Here is a 22,449-nt window from a genome sequence, read left to right as displayed (position 1 = left end):
CTATGGATGAATTAGAATTATTAAAAAAAGACTGGCAGTCTGGTGGTTCGAGAGAAGAGGTCCAATTATCCAGCAAGGAGATTTATCCTATGATGCATAAGAAATCATCTTCCATCGTTAAAACATTATTTTACATAAGTATTGCAGAGCTTATATTTTGGGTCCTAGTAAATAGCTATCCTTATTTTGCTTCAGACGATTATCGAGCCGAACTCGAAGCCATGTATGGAAATGGCACTGTAGTATTAGGGCTAACTATTTTTAGTTATTCGATTGTCATCTTGTTTGTGTACTTATTATATAAATCTTACAAATCGATTTCTGTTACTGATAATGCGAAAACGCTTTTAAAGAACATTTTAAAAACCAGAAAAATCATCAAATATTATGTGATTTATAATCTAGTAGCTGTGTTTTTATCGATGTCGTTTGGACTGTATTATATGGTTTATGAAAACCCTGAAATCTCTACTCAGTTTGCTAAGTTTTCTGATAAACAAATGTTTCTGGCAACTGTATTTATGATTGTATTCACAGTGGTTCTTATCTTTTTATTTTGGTTGTTTTACCGCATTATTTATGGTATTCTGTTACGCAGACTTAACAAAAACTATAAGGAACTTAAAAAATACGAAGCATAACGATGAATGCAACATTCAATATTGAAGAGCAAATTATAAGCTATGACGTGAACTGGCTAGGTATTGAATCTGTCACAGTAAATGGCTCTGTTTTATCAAAGAAGCTATCTTTAGGTAAACGCGTTCATTCGTTTGATTTACCTATCAACAACAGTGTTCACTCGTTTCGTATCGAATCTAAGCAAAGTTTTAGTGCCAGCACTATAACGGTTAGCTTATTTCAAAATGATAAATTAATTGACTCTAAAGTTATTGAACTTTATAAGGATATATTTAAGGACACAACAGACACACATAATACAGAACATTCTAATACGATGTTCACAATAGGTGTTGTACTCATCATACTTTCACTAAGCTTCGATCTGTCTAAATTTTTCTTGTTTATAGGATTGATTTTCTTGTTTGATGCCGTGAGTAAAACACATGCAATATCCAAAACCGTTGCTGAAGAGACTCCTAAAGACCTTAATTTAAAAAAGTAGTTTACCAATCACGAAGTTCTCGATTGAGGCGTTCTTTTTCCTCGAGTTCTTCTTGAGGTATGACCTTTAAAAAGGATGGATGTTGCTCTATTGCAAATTCGATTTTTTCAACAATATCTGCGATAGATTCATTTTCATAATCAATCTCTAAAGGCGCTTTTACTTCAAAAGTTTGATATACGTTTTTCTTTTTTACACGTAAGCCTTTTTTATCAAACGATCGTCTAAACCCATCAATAACAATTGGTACAACGATTGGTTTGTATTGTTTAATTATATGAGCCGTCCCTTTTCTAATAGGTTTGAAAGGTGTTGTTGTGCCTTGCGGAAATGTAACAACCCAACCATCATCAAGCGCTTTTTTTATACTGGTGATATCACTCATTTTTACTTGACGGTTAACATCTTTCCCTTGAGAACGCCATGTACGTTCAATACTTATGGAACCTGTGTAAGCAAATATCTTAGGAATTAAACCAGACTTCATCGTTTCTTTTGCAGCCACATAATACATATTGAGCTTTGGATTCCATAAATACCCAACATTTTTGATATTATCCAGTCGTCCGCTAAGGCTTGCATTAAACACATGAAACATAGCAATCACATCAGCAAAATACGTTTGATGATTGGATATAAATAAAACGTTTGTATCAGGAAGGTTTTTTATAATGTCAGACCCTTCAATTTGAAGTTCGTTAAAACCTCTAAATCTTCGATGTGTTAAAAGACCTAGAATTCTAATCAGCCATTTTTTTACAAAAAGTATATGCCCAAAAGGGTTTCTTTTAAATAATCCCATTAAAAGTTAGTTATTAGAAGGAAAAACAAACTTACAAAAAACTCACACTTACAGCACTTTTTTTAACAAGTCTTTTAACTCACTCAGCATCATGGCTGTTGCGCCCCAAACTACATGACCATTAAGCATAAAGGCTGGGACTTCAATTTCAGTCTTATATGACGTCATCACTTCGACACTTGTAGTATTGGCATCATTAATAAAATCGGTTAGCCTGACCTCTATCAAATCTTCAACTTCTTCATCTTGTTTTATAAACTGTGGTGTTTGATGCGTAATTCCTAAAAAAGGGGCTACTGTAAAATTACTTGGAGGAATGTATAAGGGTGTCATTGGTTTTAAAACTTCAATGGTATTGATTGATACACCTACTTCTTCTTGCGTTTCACGTAGCGCTGTATATTCTAGATGCGGATCATCGTTTTCAAACTTTCCACCAGGAAATCCAACTTGAGCTGAATGCACACCTTTGTAGGTTTTACGTAGAATTAAAATCAAATACGTTTCATCGTTTACATTGGGATAAAACAACGCCATAACACCTGCTTTTCTGGCATGTTTCATCTTTTCTCTGTTCTCATCTATTAGGTCCCGACGAAACGGCGGAGACATTTTAAATTGAGAGTGTTCGCCAGGAAGATTTAGATTTTTTATTTTTGATACCGATTTTATAAACGTTTCAAAATTCATTATTCATGAGATTTTTAAGGCTTACAGTATTCTGCTTGCTATTATTCAATTGTGAAGATAAACAATCTCAAAAGAAAACACCTACACCAACAATAGATTCTACCGAAATAGAAAAACAAACTAAAGAAGAACAGGTGGAGACGATTTCCGAAGAACAAGACACAACATTCTTGCTTACGAAAGATAATGCTATGGAGTTTTTTCTTCAGTATGACAAACAACATAAAGAAAATAAAGTCCGTATCGTTACCGATTTTGGAAACATCGATATTTTACTTTTTAATGAAACTAAATTTCACCGCTCAAATTTTATTTACCTCGCCAAAAAGGGATATTTCGATAACACACAGTTTTATCGTGTGATTGAAAATTACATCATACAAGGAGGAAGTACAGATGATAGAGACGTCATGCGCAAACGACGTTATATTGGGAAGTATTTATTGCCAACCGATACCAAACGCGGATTTCATCATGACAGAGGTGTCATTTCGATGCCAAGTAGCGACATAGAAAATCCTTATAAATTAGCTTCACCTTATGAATTTTTTATCATGCTACGAGATGTTCGCGAATTAGATGGTGATTATACCATCTTCGGAAAAGTGATAAGCGGACTTGAGGTAGCCGATAACATTGCAAATGTTGAAACTGATGATGCCGACTGGCCGCTTAAAAACGTCTATATCAGGCGTGTTGAGATTTTAGATTGAAACCTCCCAAACCCATAGATTTTAACAAATTCACAACAATCTAACTCATCTATTTTAAGTACCTTGAACACTTAAAAACTAATACTAATTTCAATGATTTTAAAATCCCTTAAAGCTACACTCTTATGTAGCATTGTTCTCTTTGCCAGCTGTAAAGAGGAACCCAAAAAAGAAGATACTATCGCTATGAATACCGACAATGTACTGTTGCAAGAATGGACTGGTCCTTATCAAGGCGTTCCTGCATTTGATAAAATGAGTGTTGACAATATTAAAGAAGCCATGGAAACAGGAATGGCTTTAAGTTTAAAAGATATCGATGCTATTGTCAATGATTCGGAGGCTCCAACGTTTGAAAATACCATCGTTGCACTAGAAGCTTCGGGTGAAAAACTTAATGATGTATATACCTATTACGGAATTTTAAGTAGTAATATGTCTTCACCTGAATTTAGAGATATTCAAACCGAACTAGCACCTAAGCTATCCGATTATAATTCGGAAATATCTCAAAACGAGAAATTGTTTCAACGTATTAAAGCCGTTTATGATGCTTCTCAAAAAAATCCTTTACCTGCAGACCAACAGCGTGTTGTAGATCTTACGTATAAGCGTTTTGAAATGAATGGCGCTAACTTAGATGCCGAAAAGAAAAAGCGTTACGCTGAAATTAATAAAGAATTATCATCACTTTATACAAAGTTCTCTAATAATGTTCTTCATGATGAAGAAAATTACGTGACATACTTAAATAAAAATCAGTTAGGTGGATTATCAGAATCGTTTATCAGTTCTGCAGCAAAAATTGCAACCGATAAAGGTGAAGACGGAAAATATGCCATCACGAATACACGATCATCAATGGATCCATTCCTTACCTACTCTACTGAACGTGATTTGAGAAAATTGGTATGGAACAATTACTATTCTCGTGGTGATAATGGTGATGACTATGACAACAATAATATCATCGCTGAGATTTTAAAATTACGTAAAGAGCGCGTTGGTTTATTAGGTTATGATAACTATGCCGAATGGCGATTACAAGACCGTATGGCTAAAACACCTGAAAATGCAATGGCATTAATGGAAGCTGTTTGGCCTGCTGCTATTGCTCGTGTTGAAGAAGAGGTTGCTGATATGCAAGCGATTGCTGATGCTAACGGAGATAATATTACTATTGAGCCTTGGGATTATCGTTATTATGCTGAAAAAGTAAGACAGAAAAAATACGATTTAGATAGCGATGAAGTAAAGCAATACTTACAGTTAGATAAATTAACTGAAGCTTTGTTTTATACTGCCGGACGTTTATTTAATTATAAATTCACACCCGTTGAAGAAGGTAAAGTTCCTGTATTTCATGAAGATGTTAAGGTTTGGGAAGTGACCGATAAAGATTCTGGTAAGCATATCGGCTTATGGTATCTTGATCCGTTTTCTCGTCAAGGTAAACGTTCTGGAGCCTGGGCAACCACCTACAGAAGTTATACTTCATTTCAAGGTGAAACTAATGTCCTAGCGTCTAACAATTCAAATTTTGTAAAACCAGCTCCTGGTGAAGCTGTGTTGGTGTCTTGGGATGATGCAACAACCTTTTTCCATGAATTTGGGCATGCCTTACATTTCTTTTCGAGTAATGTAAAGTATCCAACGTTAAATAGTGGCGTTAGAGATTATACCGAATTTCAATCGCAACTCTTAGAGCGTTGGTTATCTACTGACGAGGTCATTAATCAATTTTTAGTACACCATAAAACCGGAGAGCCTATTCCTGCTGCTTTAGTTGAAAAAATCAAAAAAGCATCAACTTTTAATCAAGGATTTGGAACTACAGAATACTTAGCGTCGGCTTTAATTGACATGAAACTTCATTTAGCAGATCCAACCAATATTGATATCGATAAATTTGAACGTGAAACTTTAGCCGAGTTAAATATGCCTGACGAATTGCCGATGCGTCACAGAACACCACATTTCGGGCACGTGTTTTCAGGTGAAGGTTATGCAACTGCCTATTATGGATATATGTGGGCTGATGTATTAACAAGTGATGCTTCGGAAGCATTTAGAGATGCTCCAGGAGGTTTCTACGATGCAGATATGGCAGAAAAATTAGTGAAATTTTTATTTGCTCCTAGAAATTCAATGGATCCAGCGGAAGCGTATCGTTTGTTTAGAGGTCGTGATGCTAAAATTGAAGCGCTAATGCGTGATCGTGGATTTCCTGTTCCAGAAACAACGAAATAATTTATAAGATAGATTTTACCTACAACACCTCTTATTATCCCACAGGTTATAATGAGAGGTGTTTTTTTTACGTAATAAAGTCACATTCATTTTATTTTACTAGATTAGTAAGATCAAACAACCTCAGTCACTCATGAAATATCTTATCATTCTAGCAATAAGTCTCTTTAGCTTAACAAGCATTGCACAAGGTAGTAAAGGTTCCCTTTTAAAAGTTAATGACACTGCTGCCGACTTTACAGTACAAATGCTTGAAGGTGATGCCATAACACTTTCATCGCTAAAAGGAAAAGTTGTACTCGTTAACTTTTGGGCAACATGGTGTGGACCTTGTATTATGGAATTTAAAGAGATTCCTGATAAAATATTATCAGTTTTTGCTGACGAAGATTTCGTATTCATTCCTATTTCCCGTGGAGAAGATGAGGCGCTTGTTAAACAAAAAATGGAAAGCCTTAAAGACAAAGGCATTGATTTTAATGTCGGTTTAGATCCCGATAAAAGTATTTGGGACACTTATGCAACAAAGTATATCCCAAAAAACTACCTAATAGATAAAAATGGTATAGTGAGATATATTTCCACAGGCTATTCTGAAAATAGTTTAGACCAGCTCGTTAAGGAAATAAAAGCGCTTTTAAATGACTAAGCTAAGCCTTGTCCTTGTATAAACTCGGTAAGCTAATTTTTAATTTTACAGCTAATAGTCGAACTATAATGACGATGAGTCCGGCAATTACAAAGATAAAATTACTATCTGCTACAAACTTCCGCAGAAGGAAATACGTTAATCCGCCTAAAATACATGCTGTAGCATAAATTTCTTTTCTGAAAATCACAGGAATTTCATTACATAAAATATCACGAAGCACACCTCCAAAACAAGCTGTCATCGTTCCTAAGGCTATACAGATAATGGGGTGTAAGCCAGCTACTATTCCTGTTTCAATACCAACAACAGTATACAAACCAATACCAATGGTATCAAATAAAAAGAGTGAACGTCGTAGGTAGTTAATTTTATACCGAAGTAAAACAGCAAAGACCGCAGAAGCTACAATAACATAAACATAAGTCATATTGGTCATCCATGATACTGGATGGATTCCAATCATAACATCACGTAAGGTTCCGCCTCCAACTGCTGTAACAAAGGCGATAATCAATACACCAAAAGCATCCATACGCTTTTCTAGTGCCACTAAAACACCAGATATGGCAAAAGCAATAGTTCCTAAAATATCGATGACTTGAAAAAACATATACCTATAGTAATTGTGATGCAAAAATACTTTGCTTAATTGAAATTTCCTTAATTAAGGATAATTATTTGGATGATAAAAAGTCAGGTTCGGAACAAGCGATTCACACAAATGTCTTAAAAAAGAAATTTGGTTCGATGGTTTCTTAATGCTTATGAGATTCCGAATCAAGTTCAGAATAAGCGATTCACACAAATGTCTTAAAAAAGAAATTTGGTTCGATGGTTTCTTAGTGCTTATGAGATTCCGAATCAAGTTCGGAATAAGCGATTCACACAAATGTCTTAAAAAAGAAATTTGGTTCGATGGTTTCTTAATGCTTATGAGATTCCGAATCAAGTTCGGAATAAGCGATTCACACAAATTTCTTAAAAAAGAAATTTGGTTCTCTGCTTACATTCCTTGGGTGTAGTAATTATAATCTTTCAGAATCGTATCAATAAATTCAATATCGGTGTCATTAAATTCTTTGATTTCGACAACTTGAATTATCTTTTTCCGCAGTTTAATAAGTGTTTCGTAATCTTTTGCTGCTTTCGCTCTTACATAGGTTTCTTTGATGATACGTGCATCATTATCAGACAACTTAATCACATTAGGATATGTGGGCTGATAACTATCGTCTAACTCTTCTAGTATCGTATGACTAATATTGACATTACTTTTTAATGAAATTACAGAGGTTCCTGCCGACATATCGCCTAAACGCTGACTTTTTTTACTACTTACAATCGTAATTAAACCAACCACTCCAAACATAATCATATCAATAGCTCGCAACGACCATCGGATTAGATAATCTGGAAAAGACGCCTGATAACCATCGATCTTAACCACTTTGATTTTCATAATACGCTTCCCTAAAGTTTGTCCTTCAAATATAGATTCGAGTGTTAGCGTGTAAAACAAAACAGGCAGCATAAAAATAACATATACGGCTTGTTGAGACCAGCCATCCAGATCATTAAATACATCATCAAATTTGAATATATCAAAAACGATATAACCAAAACCTAGCACATAAGCGATTTTAATTACAATATCAATGACATAGGCCAGCATACGTTCTCCAATGCTTGCAGCAATGAAATTTATATTCACGTTTTGTGTCGTATTTATTTGTAACTCTACCATTAATTGCTTTAATTTGAAAGCTTATGAGAGAAGTGGCATTTATTAAGCAGAATAAGGAAAAGTGGCTCAATTTTGAAAAGGCTATTTTTGGTAAAACCCTTAAAAACCCTGACGAACTTGCAACACTTTACATTCAGTTAGTAAATGATTTGTCTTACGCTCAAACTTACTATCCCAAAAGTAAAACAATTCTTTATTTAAACAACCTAGCAGCTAAAGCTTTTCAAAAAATTTATAAAACGAAACGTCAGGACACGAATCGATTTGTTCATTTCTGGAAAACTGAAGTTCCGCTTATCGTCTATGAATACAGGCGTTATATCCTTTATGCTTTTATACTTTTTGGAATTTTCCTGAGTATTGGCGTCCTATCCTCTGCAAAGGATGAAAACTTTGTGAGACTCATATTATCGGATGGTTATGTGAATCAAACTAAAGAAAATATTGAAAACGGAAACCCAACAGCCATCTATGGCACCAATACAAATTGGGGAACTTTTTTAGGTATTCTTTACAATAATTTACGAGTTGCCATTAATAACTATTTTTGGGGCATTTTTGGAGGCATTGGTTCTGTTCTCATACTCATGTACAACAGTATAATGGTTGGTTCATTTCAATATATGTTTTATGAGTTTAACACCTTATGGGCAAGCGTTAGAGGCATTTGGATACATGGAAGCTTCGAAATTTTTGCTATGGTTATTGAAGCTGCAGCAGGCTTAATTTTAGGTGCCAGTGTTTTATTTCCTAAAACATACTCTCGAATGATGTCCTTAAAAATCGGATTTAAAGATTCATTCAAAATATTTTTAAGCACCATTCCATTTACCATAGTCGCCGCATTTTTAGAAGGCTATGTTACTCGATATGCCAATACAACCATGCCGCCTTGGGTATCTGTAACTATTATTGTAAGTACGCTTGGCTTTATTTCATTTTACTATTTTATCTATCCATTTATAGTTCACAAACAATTAAAAAAAGCCCATGCTGCTATATAAATCAAGAGGTTTTGGAGAGTATTTTCAAGATACGTTTGCGTTTTTAAAGCAAAACGGCAAGCACTTATATAAGCACTTTTTTATTATTAATGGCGCTTTTCTGTTGATTTTAATGGTTATGACTTACTTCATTAGTAAGTTTTATACAGATATTGTTTTTGGTGGGTTTGTCAATGGTAATGTCAATGCCCTTGAAAAATACATAAATGAAAACTCAGGGCTTTTCGCTTTGCTGTTTATCGTTTTTTTAATTATTGGTGTGGTCGCTGCAATTATTTCCTATGCATTTGTACCAATTTATTTGAAACTTTATGTCAAACATGATGGCAAACATTTTAGCGCCTCTGATATTATAAAATCCTATAAACATAATATTGGTAAAATACTAGTTTTTCTAATTTGCGGATTACTCATTTTAATTCCAATTGCCATTTTTGCCGGAATTGTTTCGTTTATATTATCCATTACTATCATTGGTATGCTGTTACTTCCCTTAGTTGTTGGAGGCGTTAGTTTATTCTATCAAGGTGGATTAATGGAATATTTAGAGCAGAAAAAAGGCATCTGGGAAAGTTTTGGTTATTTCTGGTCGCTTATGAGTCGTAAATTCTGGGCAGCAATAGGAAGTGTCGGTATCTTTTTTGTAATGGCTTACTTAGCACAAATGGTCGTCACCTTTGTACCTTATATCTTTGGTATTGTCAATTTATTTATCGATGTCGAACCTGGTTATAATCCAGACCCAACGGAGATTCAAAAAACAATGACCATCATATTACTCGTCATTTTTTTACTGTCATTTATTGTTGGTAGTTTATTAAATGTTATTGTGCAACTCAATCAAGGTGTCATTTTTTACAGTCTGAAAGAAGACAACGAAAATATAAATACCAAGAGTGATATTGATTTAATCGGAGAAGGTGAATAGATATTCCTACTTATATATCGCGTTATTGTTCTTCGGAATACCGCTCAGCTCAAATGCAGTCAGCTACAGTTATGCACTACATTTACAAACCGCACAAGACTCTGTACAAATAGACACCGATTATATTGAAAAACGCGAATACGAAGACTTAAATGAAACTTATTCCGGCGATGAGTTTGTATATGAACGAACCGTTGAGAATTCAGGCTGGTGGACGCGCTTTAAACAGTGGTTATCCGATTTCTTTAAAGACTTATTTGATATTAATACGGATGCCAGAGCTGCAGATGTAACCGATATGGCGCTTAATATCTTCTATATTGTGCTTTTATTACTTGTCGTCTTTTTTATTGTCAAAGCCATTATGAATAAGGAAGGTAATTGGGTCTTTGGAAAGTCTTCAGACAAAAGTATAATTCCTGTTACTGATATAGAAACTAATATTTACCAAACCGATTTCCAATCACTAATTAAAAGTGCTGAAAGTGAAAATAACTACAGATTAGCAATTCGCTATTACTACCTATGGTTACTTAAAATACTTTCTGAAGCAGAAATCATAGATTATGATGTAGAAAAAACTAATAGTGACTATTATCTGGAGATTAAAAAAGAGGCTACAAAAAAAGAATTTTCATATACCTCTTACCTCTATAATTACATTTGGTATGGCGAATTTGACATTGATGAACTTCAATTTAAAAAAGCCAAAGATGCATTTACTCAATTTTTAAATTCAATGAAAAAATGAGTAAATCTTTAAAAATATATATTGGGATTCTGGTACTACTTATTGTAGGTCTTATTGCTGTTGAGTTTTCAATACCACGACCAGTCAATTGGCAAAAAACCTATAATGAAAAACATAAAATACCGTATGGAACATATGTTTTTCACGAAGAGCTAAAAAACTTATTCCCAGAAAGTAAAGTTCAGTCAATTAAAGTAACACCTTATGAATTTTTTGACGATTATTACAGTTGGGAAGACAGTACATATCTTACTACTGGAACATATGTTGTAATTGATGACTATCCCAATATAGACAATACTTCTGCTCAAGAATTAATGGATTTTGCTTCCTACGGAAATGATATTTTTATTTCTAGTAGTTACTTTCCTGAACGCTTAATAGACTCTCTTGGTTTTGATACCAGGACCGATTATAGCTTTAGCGGAAAAGCAGAACTCTCGTTTTCTAATCCGAGGCTCGTAAATGATTCCATAACGATAGATAAAGATTTAAGTAATATTTATTTTTCTAAAATAGATACACTATCCACGACGGTTTTAGGTTACCAAAAATTTAATGATTCTATACGCACCAATTTTATAAAAATACCTTGGGGAAGTGGTCAATTTTATTTGCATTTACAGCCTACTGCTTTTACAAATTATAATTTACTCAAGAGATCCAATCACAAATATGTATCCAGCGTCATGTCGTATTTAAGTGATGACACCATTTATTTTGATTCCAGAAACAAAGTAAGAGAAGAGCTCGACCGATCTCCATTACGTTATATTTTTAGCCAGCCACCACTAAAATGGGCTTGGTATTTGGGACTATTAAGCGCAGTACTCTTCATGATTTTTAATGCCAAAAGAAAACAACGTATTGTCAATATCAAAACACCAATTAGAAATACCACAATAGAATTTATCAAAACTATTGGTAATTTGTATTACGAAACAAAAGACCACAACAATTTAATAGACAAAAAAATCACTTATTTCTTAGAGTACATTCGTCGTGTGTATTATTTAGACACGCAGATTTTAGATGATAAATTTGTAAAAAGTTTAGCTAAAAAATCTGGAAAAGATGAAAGTGATATTAAAACATTAATTAACCAGATTGTATATTTAAAAGCTAAATCCAATTGTAATGAAAGTGATTTATTACGATTAAACACAGCAATTGAAGATTTTTATACCAAATAAGACTATGGAACATTTAGAGGACAACCAAAACGAGGATTTGACACCAAATAACGAACAGGCACAGGAATCGGGACTGGAGCATACACCTGAAGCTATTTCAAAAGACGTATCAGAACCTGAAAAGGATTTGAGTTTCAAAAACCGAATTGATTTAACCGAATTGCAAGACGGTATTGCCTTAATCAAAAATGAAATCAGCAAAGTTATTGTTGGTCAAAAAGGAATGATAGACATGCTTATCGCATCAATTCTTGCTAACGGTCACTCGCTTATCGAAGGTGTTCCAGGAGTTGCTAAGACCATTTCAGCAAAATTGCTTGCAAAATCCTTAGCTATTGGCTTTAGTCGAATTCAATTTACACCAGATCTCATGCCGAGTGATATTTTAGGAACATCGGTTTTCAATATGAAAAATTCTGAATTCGAATTTAAAGAAGGTCCGATTTTTTCTAATATGATTCTTATTGATGAAATCAACAGAGCACCAGCAAAAACTCAAGCGGCTCTTTTCGAAGTTATGGAAGAGCGCCAAATTACTATAGATGGTAATAAATTTAAAATGGATTTACCGTTTATTGTTTTAGCAACTCAAAACCCTGTAGAGCAAGAAGGTACCTACCGATTGCCTGAAGCTCAATTAGATCGTTTTTTATTCAAAATAGATATTGATTATCCAAATTTAGATGAAGAAATTGAAATCTTAAACCGTGAGCAAAATCTACAAGGAGCCATAAAAACAGATCAGGTTAAAGCTCACTTAAGCAAAGCGCAAATCAATACATTTCAAGGACTTGTAGATCAAATTATAATCGAGTCACACCTCATCAAATATATTGCCGATATTATAGTAAACACGCGTAATAATCCGTTTTTATATTTAGGCGCATCACCAAGAGCTTCTATTGCTATTTTAAAGGCGAGTAAAGCTTTTGCTGCTATGGACGGACGTGATTTTGTGACTCCAGAAGACATCAAACGTGCTGCAATACCTGTTTTACAACATCGTGTGATTGTAACTCCAGAACGTGAAATGGAAGGCGTGACGACAAAACAAATTATAAAACAAATTATAGAAGCTGTAGAAATTCCTAGATAAACCCTATGAATCTAACTCAACATTGTAAAATTTGTGATCATAAAATTATCGATTTTAAGACAGGTACACTATGCGGTTTAACCGATAAAAAACCTGACTTTCAACATAAGTGTGGTCTCATCAAGTTAGATGCTGAGTTTGAAAAAGAAATTGAACATGTTAATATCGAATATGAAACTGTTTTAAAAACCAAAACAGATACCGTAGGACATGTGATTATGTATTCAATACTTGCTTTGGCGCTAGTACTAGGCGGATTTCTGTTAGGAAAATTCATTTTAGATAAAGGCGTCATTTCTACAGTTCCAATAGTTATTATGACTGTAGGTTTGGCCGCTTTAGGATTTGCATTTGCGCCTTTAAACCTCTATAACACGAACTTAAACATCGCAAAAAAACGCAAAGATGCATTAGATAGTGTATCAAAAATGTATGGCTATAATTACGATATTAACATCACACATTTAAAAGATAGTTTAGGGAATAAATTTTATGAGACCGATTTAAAAATTAGAAAAACCAATAATACCATTGCCTGATTTGAAACGTATAAAACCTTTTTATTTACAAAACAGATTCTTCTATGCTTGCATTGTTATAATGGCATTGTTTGTATTGAGCTTCATATTTCCCAGAGGTTTTGCGGTTGTGAAAATTCTACTACTCTTATTGGTAACGCTTACTATTTTAGACACTATTATTTTATTTGCTGCCAAAAACGGCGTCGTAGGTAAGCGTACTTTACCCGAAAAATTCTCAAACGGTGACGAGAATCCAGTGCATTTGTTAATCCATAATTATTATACGTTTAATGTTTATGTAAATATTATAGATGAAATTCCTGAGCAGTTTCAGGTTCGCGATTTTAGTATCAAACGGAAATTAGAAGCATCAAGCGCTTCAGAAATACAATACAAATTACGTCCTGTTGATCGTGGCGAATATCACTTCGGAAAACTAAACATCTATGTCACTTCAGTTTTCGGATTAATCGCAAGACGATTTTCCACTGATGATAACGCTATGGTACCAACCTACCCTAGTTTTATGCAATTGCGTAAGTATGACCTTATTGCCATTAGTAATAATCTACATCAATATGGCATAAAAAAAATAAGAAAAATTGGGCATACCATGGAGTTTGAGCAAATCAAAGATTATGTCTTAGGTGATGACTTACCAACCATAAACTGGAAAGCTACGGCCAAACGCAACCAATTGATGGTTAATCAATTTCAAGATGAAAAGTCTCAACCTGTATATTCTATTATTGATAAAGGGCGTGTGATGAAAATGCCCTTTAATGGGTTAACGCTTTTGGATTATGCTATAAATGCGGCACTGGTTATTTCTAATGTGGCATTAAAAAAACAGGACAAAGCAGGAATTTTGGCCTTCTCAAGGAAAGTAGAAAATATTGTGGTTGCCGAACGTAGGACTTCGCAAATGAATCTGATTTTAGAAACCTTATATAATACCTCAACCGATTTTTATGAGAGTGACTATGGCAGACTATATGCAGACTGCAAACGAAACATCACCCAACGTAGTTTAATGCTACTATACACTAATTTTGAAACACTCGATGGTTTACACAGGCAATTACCATACTTAAAAGGTATTTCAAAAAACCACTTATTGGTGGTCATCTTTTTTAAAAATACCGAACTCAACACTTTAATTACTGAAAAAGCAGAAACAGTACAACAAGCTTACGACAAGGTTATCGCCGAAAAATTCGCTTTTGAAAAGCGCTTAATTGTTAATGAACTCCAGAAATATGGTATTCAATCTATATTAACTTCTCCCGAAGACTTAACAATTGATACCATTAATAAATACCTCGAAATTAAAGCCAGAGGTCTTTTGTAATTCTTTTTAGTAATCTTAGAAAGTTACTCATACAGCATTCAAAATATAAATTTTGTAAGCTTTTAATAGAAACTGTATTACATATTACAATTCAGACTCATAAATTGACAATTGGGTAAATCGCTTTATGAAAGTTGGTGCTTTCGTTTGATATTTGAATCATCAATAACAAACAAACCATTAAAACACACCATCATGAAAACTTTATTCTTTACCATCGCATTAACGCTTATCTCAACTTTAGGATTTACTCAAGACTCTGGAAATACGATAACCGTAACGGTAGAAAACTTTACGAATAACGACGGCATCGCTATGATAGCACTACATACGTCTGACACGTTTATGAAAGGTCAAGGCATAGACAATTTAGAATCAAAAATTACCAATGGCAAAGTAACATTTACTTTTGAAAATGTAGCTCCTGGAGAATATGCGCTGCTGGTACTTCATGATGCCAATGAAAACAAAAGAATGGATTATGACGACAACAGCATGCCTAAAGAAAACTATGGGATGTCTAACAACGTTAGAAGCTTTGGACCTCCTCAATATGACGATGCTAAATTTAATGTTAGCAATAAAGACCTGGAGTTATCTATCCGACTATAGAGTCAAAACATCAATCAATCAATCAATCAATCAATCAATCAATCAACCGACCAACCATTCAACTGAGAGAGCCTTTACCTAAAGGCTCTTTTTGTTACCAGTACATTCTAAACATTAAATTAGGCGTAAATCCAATTGAAAATCTATCTATAACTTCAATCTCACTTTCTGCGGCATTGTTTCCACGATACTCTTTACTTATCCTATTATTTTTATTGTAGATGTTACGTATAGAGATTCCAATCTTGGCCCTTAATTTATCAGCTTTAGAAAATTTAAATTTATACGTTGATGAGAAATCTAAACGATGGTAATCTGACAGTCGCCTTGTATTAATGCCGTCATTAAATTCTAGACCCTCCGAACTTTCTGTTGCTAAAGTATAAGGTTTTCCAGTTTGCCATCGCCAACCTAATGCTACTTGAAAATTAGAAACCTTATAACTCAGAGCCGTTGAAAATGCATGCCTTATATTTGATCGCGAAGTAAAATAGGAATTACCATTAAGGTTCTGATATCTACTTTCCGAAGTATTGAAAGCATAACTCACCCAAGAATTAAAACCATCAAAATGTTTTTTCAAAAACACATCCACACCATAGCTAGACTGCTCACCTATATTAAACTGACTATTATCAGGGTTTAAAAAACCAAGCGACAGAGCGGTAATATTATCTAAGGTTTTATAATAATTATCTACATCTAATGTCCACCCGTTATTAGAAAATATAAATCCCGCGGAAATCTGCTTACTATTAATTATCGGAAACTTATCACCATCAGCCAATCGCCAAAGTCTGTTTTCTAGAGATAAATCACTTAAAATCGTTTCATCAATTTCACTAATGATTTGATTTTTAAGTTCACCAGTAATTTGAAGCTTTACGTGTTTAAAAAGCGATTTATATAAGGTAAGTCTTGGCTCGACCTTAACATCATCTAATTCAGAAAAATATGTAGCACGCAACCCTAAAGAGACATCAAACCATTTTGGATTTTTATAGTCATAATTAGCAAAAACACTATGACTTTGAATGACCGATTTATCCTCATCTAAGATGAATGCACTTTCAGCCGTATTTCGAAACACATAACCCACATCTTTTAGTACGTACTGATATCCGAAATCAATTGTATGCGTTTCATTTATGGTCTGTTGAAACTCTGTAGCTATTCCTGAGTCGAAAATGACATTTTGCTTTTCAAAATCTGAAGTTTGCGTATCATTTTCAGAAGTAATAAAGTTATAATTTAGATTGTATTCAGAAAAATAAGCAGATGTATGTTGTTTCAGGTGTTGATTCCATACTTTATTCCATCCCAAACCATAACCGTTATTTTTTATCGACATACGATCATTAAACGTTTGATTGTCGTCTGTTTTGTTTACCGTGTAATCTAAATCATTATCGATTGAAATCACACTCGCATAAAAACTATTATGAGTAGTAGGCTTATAATTTAACTTGATGTTATAGTCCATAAAGTTAAAATTGTTATTAGGATTATCTCCATTTTTAATTTTTGTGCTTTCAAACACTTTATCCGCCAGTTTATTAAAAGTAAATGACTGATAAACATCAGTATAACTAGACCTCATTGAAGCTTGCAATCCTAGCTTTTCTTTTATTAATGGCAAATCAACATAGGCATCACCATTTATGCCATTAACTCCCAATTGGATTTTAGTTTGTTTTTCAATTGTAGTAGTGGTAGACATTTCTGTAACACTTGAGGCACGTTCTCCATAACGAGGATGTGAGCCTTTATTGATAAATGTGATACGTTTGGTAGCATTGGGATTAAATGGAGATATCATACCAAAAAGATGACCTTTATGATACATATTGATGCCATCCCAAATGAGTCGGTTTTGATCCATTTTTCCTCCTCTGACTAAAAAGCCCGACGCTGTTTCATTTGGACTCACTACACCTGGCAACAATTGAATACTTTCTAATATATCAGGCTCTGTAAGACCTGGCAGAATTCCAAGATGTATCGGATTTATATGATATGCACCATTTTTTTGCTTAGAAATTCCATTAGTTAAATAACTCTTCAGAATGATTTTATCTAACTCCTGAATCTCAGTTTCACTTCCAGGTGCATTAACAATAACATAACGATTGGCTATAATTTCAAAAGTCAGTTTGGTTTGAGTCTCTAAAGCAGTGAGTACTTGCTGTAGTGAGCGTTTTTCTCTTTTAAGATTGAGCCTTTTATTGATTATAACCTCATCGTTATAGGAAAATTTAATATCATAGATATCTTCTAATGCTTTAAAAGCGTCTTCTAATTTCTGATTATCAAAAGCACAATAATACAATTTAGCCTCTTCTTGCGAAAAGGCTAAAAACGGTAGAATTACTATACTAATGATTATCAATTTTTTCACTTCGTACTCAAATAGATATTTCCTTTTTCTTTTTCAATGTATCGTATTTCTAAAGACTTGAAAACTGTTTGTAAAGCTATGTCCAAATCTTTATGAGTAAAACTACCTGTATAAACTAGTGTTTGGTCAATGTTTTTTGAATCAATTTTAATATTGTACTGCGATTCTAAAGCTGAAATTACATAAGACAATGGCACGCTAGTGAATGAACTTTCGCCATCAATCCAACTCGGACTATCAAGAGTTGTTTTCCAGGTTTCTACAGCATAACCGTTAATGCGTCTAACCGCATTTGAAGGCGTCAAAATATAGTCTTCCTTTTGTGTTTGAACGCTTACTTTCCCTTCAAAACAAGCGACTTCAAATAAATCACTGACACTGTTAACATTAAACTGTGTGCCCAGAACACTTACATTTCCATTTTCGGTAGTTACCGTAAATGTACTTCCTTTTTTTACTTTAAAATAAGCTTCTCCTTTGAGCATCAACGTTCGATTGTTTTGCCATTCATTAGCATTATAGACTAAGGTCGATTTCGAATTTAGCACCACCTGTGACCCATCTAAAAGCTCAATAGTTTTTTGTTCACCATAATTTGTAGCAATCTTCACATCTTGATCACTTCTAATTAAAAACAATCCAAAAAGTAATACAATTGATGCTGCGACACCAATCCACCATGACCGATTATTGAGTGACTTGACTTTGCTTTTCTTTAAAGAAATTTTATCCTGAATTTGTGAAAATGATGCCGAGCCATCACCTTCTAGAACCTCATAGGTTTCAATACCCTTTCTAATTTTTAAAAATGCTTTAAAATCGGATTCTGAAATCATGTTTTTGAGCTGATCATCAGACAGATCACCTGCTAACCATTGGGCTAAAAACGTATCATTTTCGTTATGTAATTGCTCTTCTTTCATGTTCTATATATTATTAAGACAACTCTTATCATCAAAACCCTACCTTAATTATCATTTTTTTTTAAATATTTCCGATTTCACGACGTATAACGAGTAAAGCCAAATGCATTCTTTTCTCTACAGCTTTTACCGAAATATCTAATTGTGATGCTATTTCTTTGTAGGTTTTCTTTTCTATTCTATTCATTAAAAACACTTCCTTTTGCTTTGGAGGCAATCCGTTTATAGTCGTTTCTAACTTAAGCATAAACTCTTTTTCTAACATGATGAATTCCGGAGACTCATTCGTTTTGTAATTCACTAAATCTTGTTGATGTTTCTGAACTACTTTATTATGTTTTACATGATTTAAAAACGTATTGTTAGCAACAGTATACAGGTAACTTTTAACCTTGTCAAAACTAACTTTACCACAATTATCCCAAAGTTTAACAAATGTGTCTTGTAGAATATCTTCAGCTTGATCTAAATCTTGTGTTTTATAAAAAATAAAACGCCTTAAGTCTTTAGAAAACTGATTATAGAGCGTTTCAAAAGTTTTAGAATGACAAATATTATGCTGACCTTTAGACATGATTTAACTTGAGAGTGAATGCCTCAAAACTAAATAAAAAATAATTAGATTAAAAAGTAGGGTAATTTTCAGGACTGTTGTCTTAGTTATGATTAATCGCTAAAATTATTAACCAAAAATTGCTATAATGAAAAATTTTAAATTATTCCTATTAAGTCTCGTTTGTATAACAAGCGTCTTAATATCATGTACTAATGACGAACCACTTGTTGAAGAACAAAACATAGAAGACAGTCAGTCAATAACCGTTTCATTAGCCGAACTGAGATTACAGTTTAATGCCCAAGGCAACTTAATCCCTACAGAAAACCCAACAGGAAATATTGTTTTTGATTTCTGTTTTGACTTTGTTTACCCATTAAATTTATCCTATAATAACGGGACAACAGTAACAGTAAACAGTCTTGATGAATTAATTAGTATCATCATTAATTTTAATAATGACTTATACATTAATGGTATTGAATTTCCATTTGATGTGGAGACTTATAATGACACTTCAGACGCGATAGTTGTTGTAACTATCAATAATGAAGAAGAATTTGCAGCATTAATTGAAAACTGTGGTTTTGACAATGGTTTTGACTGTGAGTGTTATGAAAATTACGACCCTGTGTGTGTTGAAATTGAAGCACCAGATGGAGAAACCTTCTTAATGACTTATCCTAATGCATGTTATGCGGAATGTGACGGATTTACTGAAGATGATTTTGCCGAAAACTGTGAATCAGATTACAACTCTCCAGGAGGTACAGATTGCTTTGAATTTAACTTTCCAATAACTATTATTACAGATAATGGTGACACCATCGTAGTGAACTCTCAAGAAGAATTAGACAATGCACTGTACAATTCTTATTATTTTGATTTTGTGTATTCTTTTGATGTGACTTTAAGCGATGGCACTCTACTTTCCATTGGAAATGAAGAAGCTTTTTTAGAGCTATTGGAGTATTGTTTTGGTAATGATGACGACTGTTTATGTCAGGATGAAGCTATTGATCCAGTATGTGTTGAAATCGAATTACCAAATGGTAATACAAGTATCATTACATATCCAAATGCATGCTATGCTGAATGTGACGGTTTTACCGAAACGGATTTTATAAATTGTAATAACACTAACCCTTCAGATTGTAATGAAGATGACATTACTGCTTACCTGCAAGAATGCCAGTGGTATAGTTTTACAAGTTTATATGATAATGTCATACCTGAATATTTTGAATTTAATCTGGATGGAAGCTGGACAGTCGTAAATTCTGAAACTGGCACATCAGCCAATGTAGGCTCATGGAGTATAAGTCAAGATCCAGTTACTAACGAAGTTACAATGTCTTTTAGTTCTAATATGGAACCTTATTCGCTAATCGCTGCCCTAGATTGGACTGTTTTTATATGTAATGAAACTTATATAGAACTACACTCTAATAACGACATATTAGGTTTAGAACGCTCTTGTGATTAGCACATATTTTTTATAAGTTGTTTGAATTAATTAACAAAAACCCTTTTAGAATACCTTTTTCTAAAAGGGTTTTTATTTGAATGCTCCTAAACAATTAAATACTTTCGCCCAACCAGGCTTTCATCATCCAAACCGTTTTTTCTTGTTCGGTAATAAAATCACTCATCATTGAGTTTGTACCTTCATCATTAGCCTCATCTGAAGCTTCTAAAATGGCGCGTTCAATTTTTAATAATTCTGTTAATGAATCAACAATAAGCTGAACAGCTTTTTCATCTACTGAAATGTTTTTCCCAACAGGAACTTTAGCTGCTTTGGTATAATCTTCAAAAGTATGTAACGGCGTCGCTCCTAATGTTAATATTCGCTCAGCAATTTCATCGACTTTTAAATTTGCATCTGTATATAATTCTTCAAATTTAGGATGTAATTCAAAAAAACGCTTTCCTTTGATATTCCAGTGAATTCCTCGTAAATTCTGATAATAAATCTGAAAATTAGCCAGAAGATGATTTAAATCTTCTGCTATTGATTTTGTCTTTGTGGTCTCTAAACCAATACTATTTAATGTCATGTTTGTCTTGTTATTGTTTTTACTTATTCAAATTTACATTACAATAATTTAAATTTATCATAGTTTTTATAAATAGTTTTTATATTTTTATAGTCTAAATGAATACGATATGACAATTACACAATTATATTACGTGCTTGCCATAGCCGAGCATAAAAATTTTACCAAAGCGGCTGAAAAATGTTTTGTTACACAGCCAACCTTAAGTACTCAGGTACAAAAATTAGAGGACGAACTGGATGTTCAAATTTTCGACAGAAGCAAAAAACCCATAGAACTTACCGATGTTGGACGTAAAATAGTACAACAAGCAAAAAATATTGTTGATGAATCAGATCGCATCCAAGACATAGTAGATCAACAAAAAGGCTTTATAGGTGGCGAATTCAAAATAGGTATCATCCCAACTATAATGCCAACGTTACTGCCTATGTTTCTTAAAAGTTTTATAAAAAAATATCCTAAAGTAAAGCTTAAAATTGAAGAGTTAACTACCGAAGAAATTATTGCAAGAATTGCAGATGGTCATCTAGATGCTGCTATTGCCGCTACTCCTTTAGAACACGACAATATTAAAGAACGGGTACTGTATTATGAACCTTTTGTAGGCTATATTCCAAATGATCATAGATTAAAAGACAAGAAAAAAATAGATGTTTCAGATTTAGACATTAATGACATGTTGCTTTTAGAGGATGGTCATTGTTTTAGAGATGGAGTTATTAATCTTTGTAAAGCTTTTAAAACGCATGAAGACGATCAATTTCAATTAGAAAGTGGCAGTATAGAAACACTGGTTAAACTTTCTAATGAAGGTTTAGGCATGACCCTTTTGCCTTATCTCAATACTTTAGATTTGAATGAAAAGATGTCAAGTCAGTTACATCATTTTAATGAACCTTCACCTGCACGAGAAGTCAGCATTATTTATCATAAAAATGAACTCAAAATGCAAATAATTGATGCCCTTCACGATGTGATTTCAGGCATTATCAGAGGCGCAATAGCATTTCAAAATGTGGAGATTATTAGTCCGAGAGCAAAATAGTTTCACTTAAACTCAATAAAAAGTTTTGACT

The 22,449-nt window shown here is 33.4% G+C and carries 23 protein-coding genes; 15 read left to right on the top strand and 8 right to left on the bottom strand.

Translation table 11 applies throughout. The features are described 5' to 3' along the window. Positions 1–2 precede the first annotated feature (2 nt). Both H7350_RS13945 and H7350_RS13940 read left to right on the top strand, forming a co-directional pair. Entirely contained in the window at positions 3–641 is a 639-nt protein-coding gene (locus H7350_RS13945) for a hypothetical protein (protein ID WP_204346538.1), read from the top strand. Between the two features lie 2 nt (positions 642–643). Beyond that, complete coding sequence (locus H7350_RS13940; protein ID WP_204346537.1) at positions 644–1,126, top strand: hypothetical protein; 483 nt, start codon at positions 644–646, stop codon at positions 1,124–1,126. 1 nt (position 1,127) lies between these two features. Here the strand turns inward: H7350_RS13940 and H7350_RS13935 are convergent, their stop codons facing one another. Next, positions 1,128–1,928 carry a lysophospholipid acyltransferase family protein gene (locus H7350_RS13935; RefSeq protein WP_204346536.1) on the bottom strand — a complete coding sequence of 267 codons (801 nt, stop codon included), beginning with the start codon at positions 1,926–1,928 and terminating at the stop codon, positions 1,128–1,130. A gap of 48 nt (positions 1,929–1,976) precedes the next feature. Beyond that, positions 1,977–2,618 (bottom strand): NUDIX hydrolase, encoded by a 642-nt coding sequence (locus H7350_RS13930; protein WP_204346535.1) that lies wholly within the window; start codon positions 2,616–2,618, stop codon positions 1,977–1,979. Positions 2,619–2,623: 5 nt separating this feature from the next. Between H7350_RS13930 and H7350_RS13925 the strand changes: the two genes are divergently transcribed. The 3 genes from H7350_RS13925 to H7350_RS13915 all read left to right on the top strand — a co-directional run bounded on the left by H7350_RS13925 (position 2,624) and on the right by H7350_RS13915 (position 6,230). Further along, entirely contained in the window at positions 2,624–3,331 is a 708-nt protein-coding gene (locus H7350_RS13925) for a peptidylprolyl isomerase (protein WP_204346534.1), read from the top strand. Positions 3,332–3,424: 93 nt separating this feature from the next. Further along, entirely contained in the window at positions 3,425–5,581 is a 2,157-nt protein-coding gene (locus H7350_RS13920; protein WP_204346533.1) for a M3 family metallopeptidase, read from the top strand. Positions 5,582–5,714: 133 nt separating this feature from the next. Further along, positions 5,715–6,230: a TlpA family protein disulfide reductase gene (locus tag H7350_RS13915; protein WP_204346532.1), complete on the top strand. Its 516-nt coding sequence runs from the start codon at positions 5,715–5,717 to the stop codon at positions 6,228–6,230. Position 6,231: 1 nt separating this feature from the next. Here H7350_RS13915 and H7350_RS13910 read toward each other — a convergent pair whose 3' ends face one another. Together H7350_RS13910 and H7350_RS13905 are read right to left on the bottom strand one after the other, a co-directional pair. Continuing rightward, positions 6,232–6,843, bottom strand: a complete 612-nt coding sequence (locus tag H7350_RS13910; protein WP_204346531.1) for a trimeric intracellular cation channel family protein — start codon at positions 6,841–6,843, stop codon at positions 6,232–6,234. A gap of 393 nt (positions 6,844–7,236) precedes the next feature. Then, the gene (locus tag H7350_RS13905; RefSeq protein WP_204346530.1) at positions 7,237–7,977 is read right to left on the bottom strand and encodes an RDD family protein; all 741 of its coding nucleotides are present in this window, start codon (positions 7,975–7,977) and stop codon (positions 7,237–7,239) included. Positions 7,978–8,000: 23 nt separating this feature from the next. Here H7350_RS13905 and H7350_RS13900 point away from each other — a divergent pair, with 23 nt between their 5' ends. The 8 genes from H7350_RS13900 to H7350_RS13865 all read left to right on the top strand — a co-directional run bounded on the left by H7350_RS13900 (position 8,001) and on the right by H7350_RS13865 (position 15,433). Beyond that, complete coding sequence (locus H7350_RS13900) at positions 8,001–8,981, top strand: stage II sporulation protein M (RefSeq protein ID WP_204346529.1); 981 nt, start codon at positions 8,001–8,003, stop codon at positions 8,979–8,981. Beyond that, positions 8,968–9,909, top strand: coding sequence for a hypothetical protein (locus H7350_RS13895; protein ID WP_204346528.1), 942 nt, complete (start codon positions 8,968–8,970; stop codon positions 9,907–9,909). The genes H7350_RS13900 and H7350_RS13895 overlap by 14 nt, the downstream gene beginning before the upstream one ends. Next, positions 9,902–10,660 (top strand): DUF4129 domain-containing protein, encoded by a 759-nt coding sequence (locus H7350_RS13890; protein WP_204346527.1) that lies wholly within the window; start codon positions 9,902–9,904, stop codon positions 10,658–10,660. The genes H7350_RS13895 and H7350_RS13890 overlap by 8 nt, the downstream gene beginning before the upstream one ends. Continuing rightward, complete coding sequence (locus H7350_RS13885; RefSeq protein WP_204346526.1) at positions 10,657–11,853, top strand: DUF4350 domain-containing protein; 1,197 nt, start codon at positions 10,657–10,659, stop codon at positions 11,851–11,853. Before H7350_RS13890 ends, H7350_RS13885 begins: the two co-directional genes overlap by 4 nt. Positions 11,854–11,857: 4 nt before the next feature. Further along, the gene (locus H7350_RS13880; RefSeq protein ID WP_204346525.1) at positions 11,858–12,949 is read left to right on the top strand and encodes an AAA family ATPase; all 1,092 of its coding nucleotides are present in this window, start codon (positions 11,858–11,860) and stop codon (positions 12,947–12,949) included. Between the two features lie 5 nt (positions 12,950–12,954). Further along, complete coding sequence (locus tag H7350_RS13875; RefSeq protein ID WP_204346524.1) at positions 12,955–13,488, top strand: hypothetical protein; 534 nt, start codon at positions 12,955–12,957, stop codon at positions 13,486–13,488. 1 nt (position 13,489) lies between these two features. Continuing rightward, entirely contained in the window at positions 13,490–14,821 is a 1,332-nt protein-coding gene (locus tag H7350_RS13870; protein ID WP_235989356.1) for a DUF58 domain-containing protein, read from the top strand. A gap of 195 nt (positions 14,822–15,016) precedes the next feature. Then, positions 15,017–15,433, top strand: a complete 417-nt coding sequence (locus H7350_RS13865; RefSeq protein WP_204346523.1) for a DUF2141 domain-containing protein — start codon at positions 15,017–15,019, stop codon at positions 15,431–15,433. A 94-nt stretch (positions 15,434–15,527) separates the two neighbouring features. Here the strand turns inward: H7350_RS13865 and H7350_RS13860 are convergent, their stop codons facing one another. The 3 genes from H7350_RS13860 to H7350_RS13850 all read right to left on the bottom strand — a co-directional run bounded on the left by H7350_RS13860 (position 15,528) and on the right by H7350_RS13850 (position 19,328). Continuing rightward, complete coding sequence (locus H7350_RS13860) at positions 15,528–17,831, bottom strand: TonB-dependent receptor domain-containing protein (RefSeq protein ID WP_204346522.1); 2,304 nt, start codon at positions 17,829–17,831, stop codon at positions 15,528–15,530. Continuing rightward, positions 17,828–18,754: a FecR domain-containing protein gene (locus H7350_RS13855; protein WP_204346521.1), complete on the bottom strand. Its 927-nt coding sequence runs from the start codon at positions 18,752–18,754 to the stop codon at positions 17,828–17,830. Before H7350_RS13855 ends, H7350_RS13860 begins: the two co-directional genes overlap by 4 nt. Before the next feature lie 61 nt (positions 18,755–18,815). Continuing rightward, positions 18,816–19,328 (bottom strand): RNA polymerase sigma factor, encoded by a 513-nt coding sequence (locus H7350_RS13850; protein WP_204346520.1) that lies wholly within the window; start codon positions 19,326–19,328, stop codon positions 18,816–18,818. Positions 19,329–19,455: 127 nt separating this feature from the next. Between H7350_RS13850 and H7350_RS13845 the strand changes: the two genes are divergently transcribed. Further along, the gene (locus H7350_RS13845; RefSeq protein ID WP_204346519.1) at positions 19,456–20,796 is read left to right on the top strand and encodes a hypothetical protein; all 1,341 of its coding nucleotides are present in this window, start codon (positions 19,456–19,458) and stop codon (positions 20,794–20,796) included. Between the two features lie 94 nt (positions 20,797–20,890). Here the strand turns inward: H7350_RS13845 and H7350_RS13840 are convergent, their stop codons facing one another. After that, complete coding sequence (locus tag H7350_RS13840) at positions 20,891–21,370, bottom strand: Dps family protein (RefSeq protein ID WP_204346518.1); 480 nt, start codon at positions 21,368–21,370, stop codon at positions 20,891–20,893. A gap of 109 nt (positions 21,371–21,479) precedes the next feature. Here H7350_RS13840 and H7350_RS13835 point away from each other — a divergent pair, with 109 nt between their 5' ends. Then, a complete protein-coding gene (locus H7350_RS13835) occupies positions 21,480–22,418 on the top strand; it encodes a LysR substrate-binding domain-containing protein (RefSeq protein ID WP_204346517.1) in 939 nt (312 codons plus the stop codon). Positions 22,419–22,449 lie beyond the last annotated feature (31 nt).

The organism is Psychroserpens algicola, from assembly GCF_014526325.1.
Classification (GTDB): domain Bacteria; phylum Bacteroidota; class Bacteroidia; order Flavobacteriales; family Flavobacteriaceae; genus Psychroserpens; species Psychroserpens algicola.
Note: the sequence above shows the minus strand (reverse complement) of the source record. Positions and strands in the feature narration are given on the sequence as shown.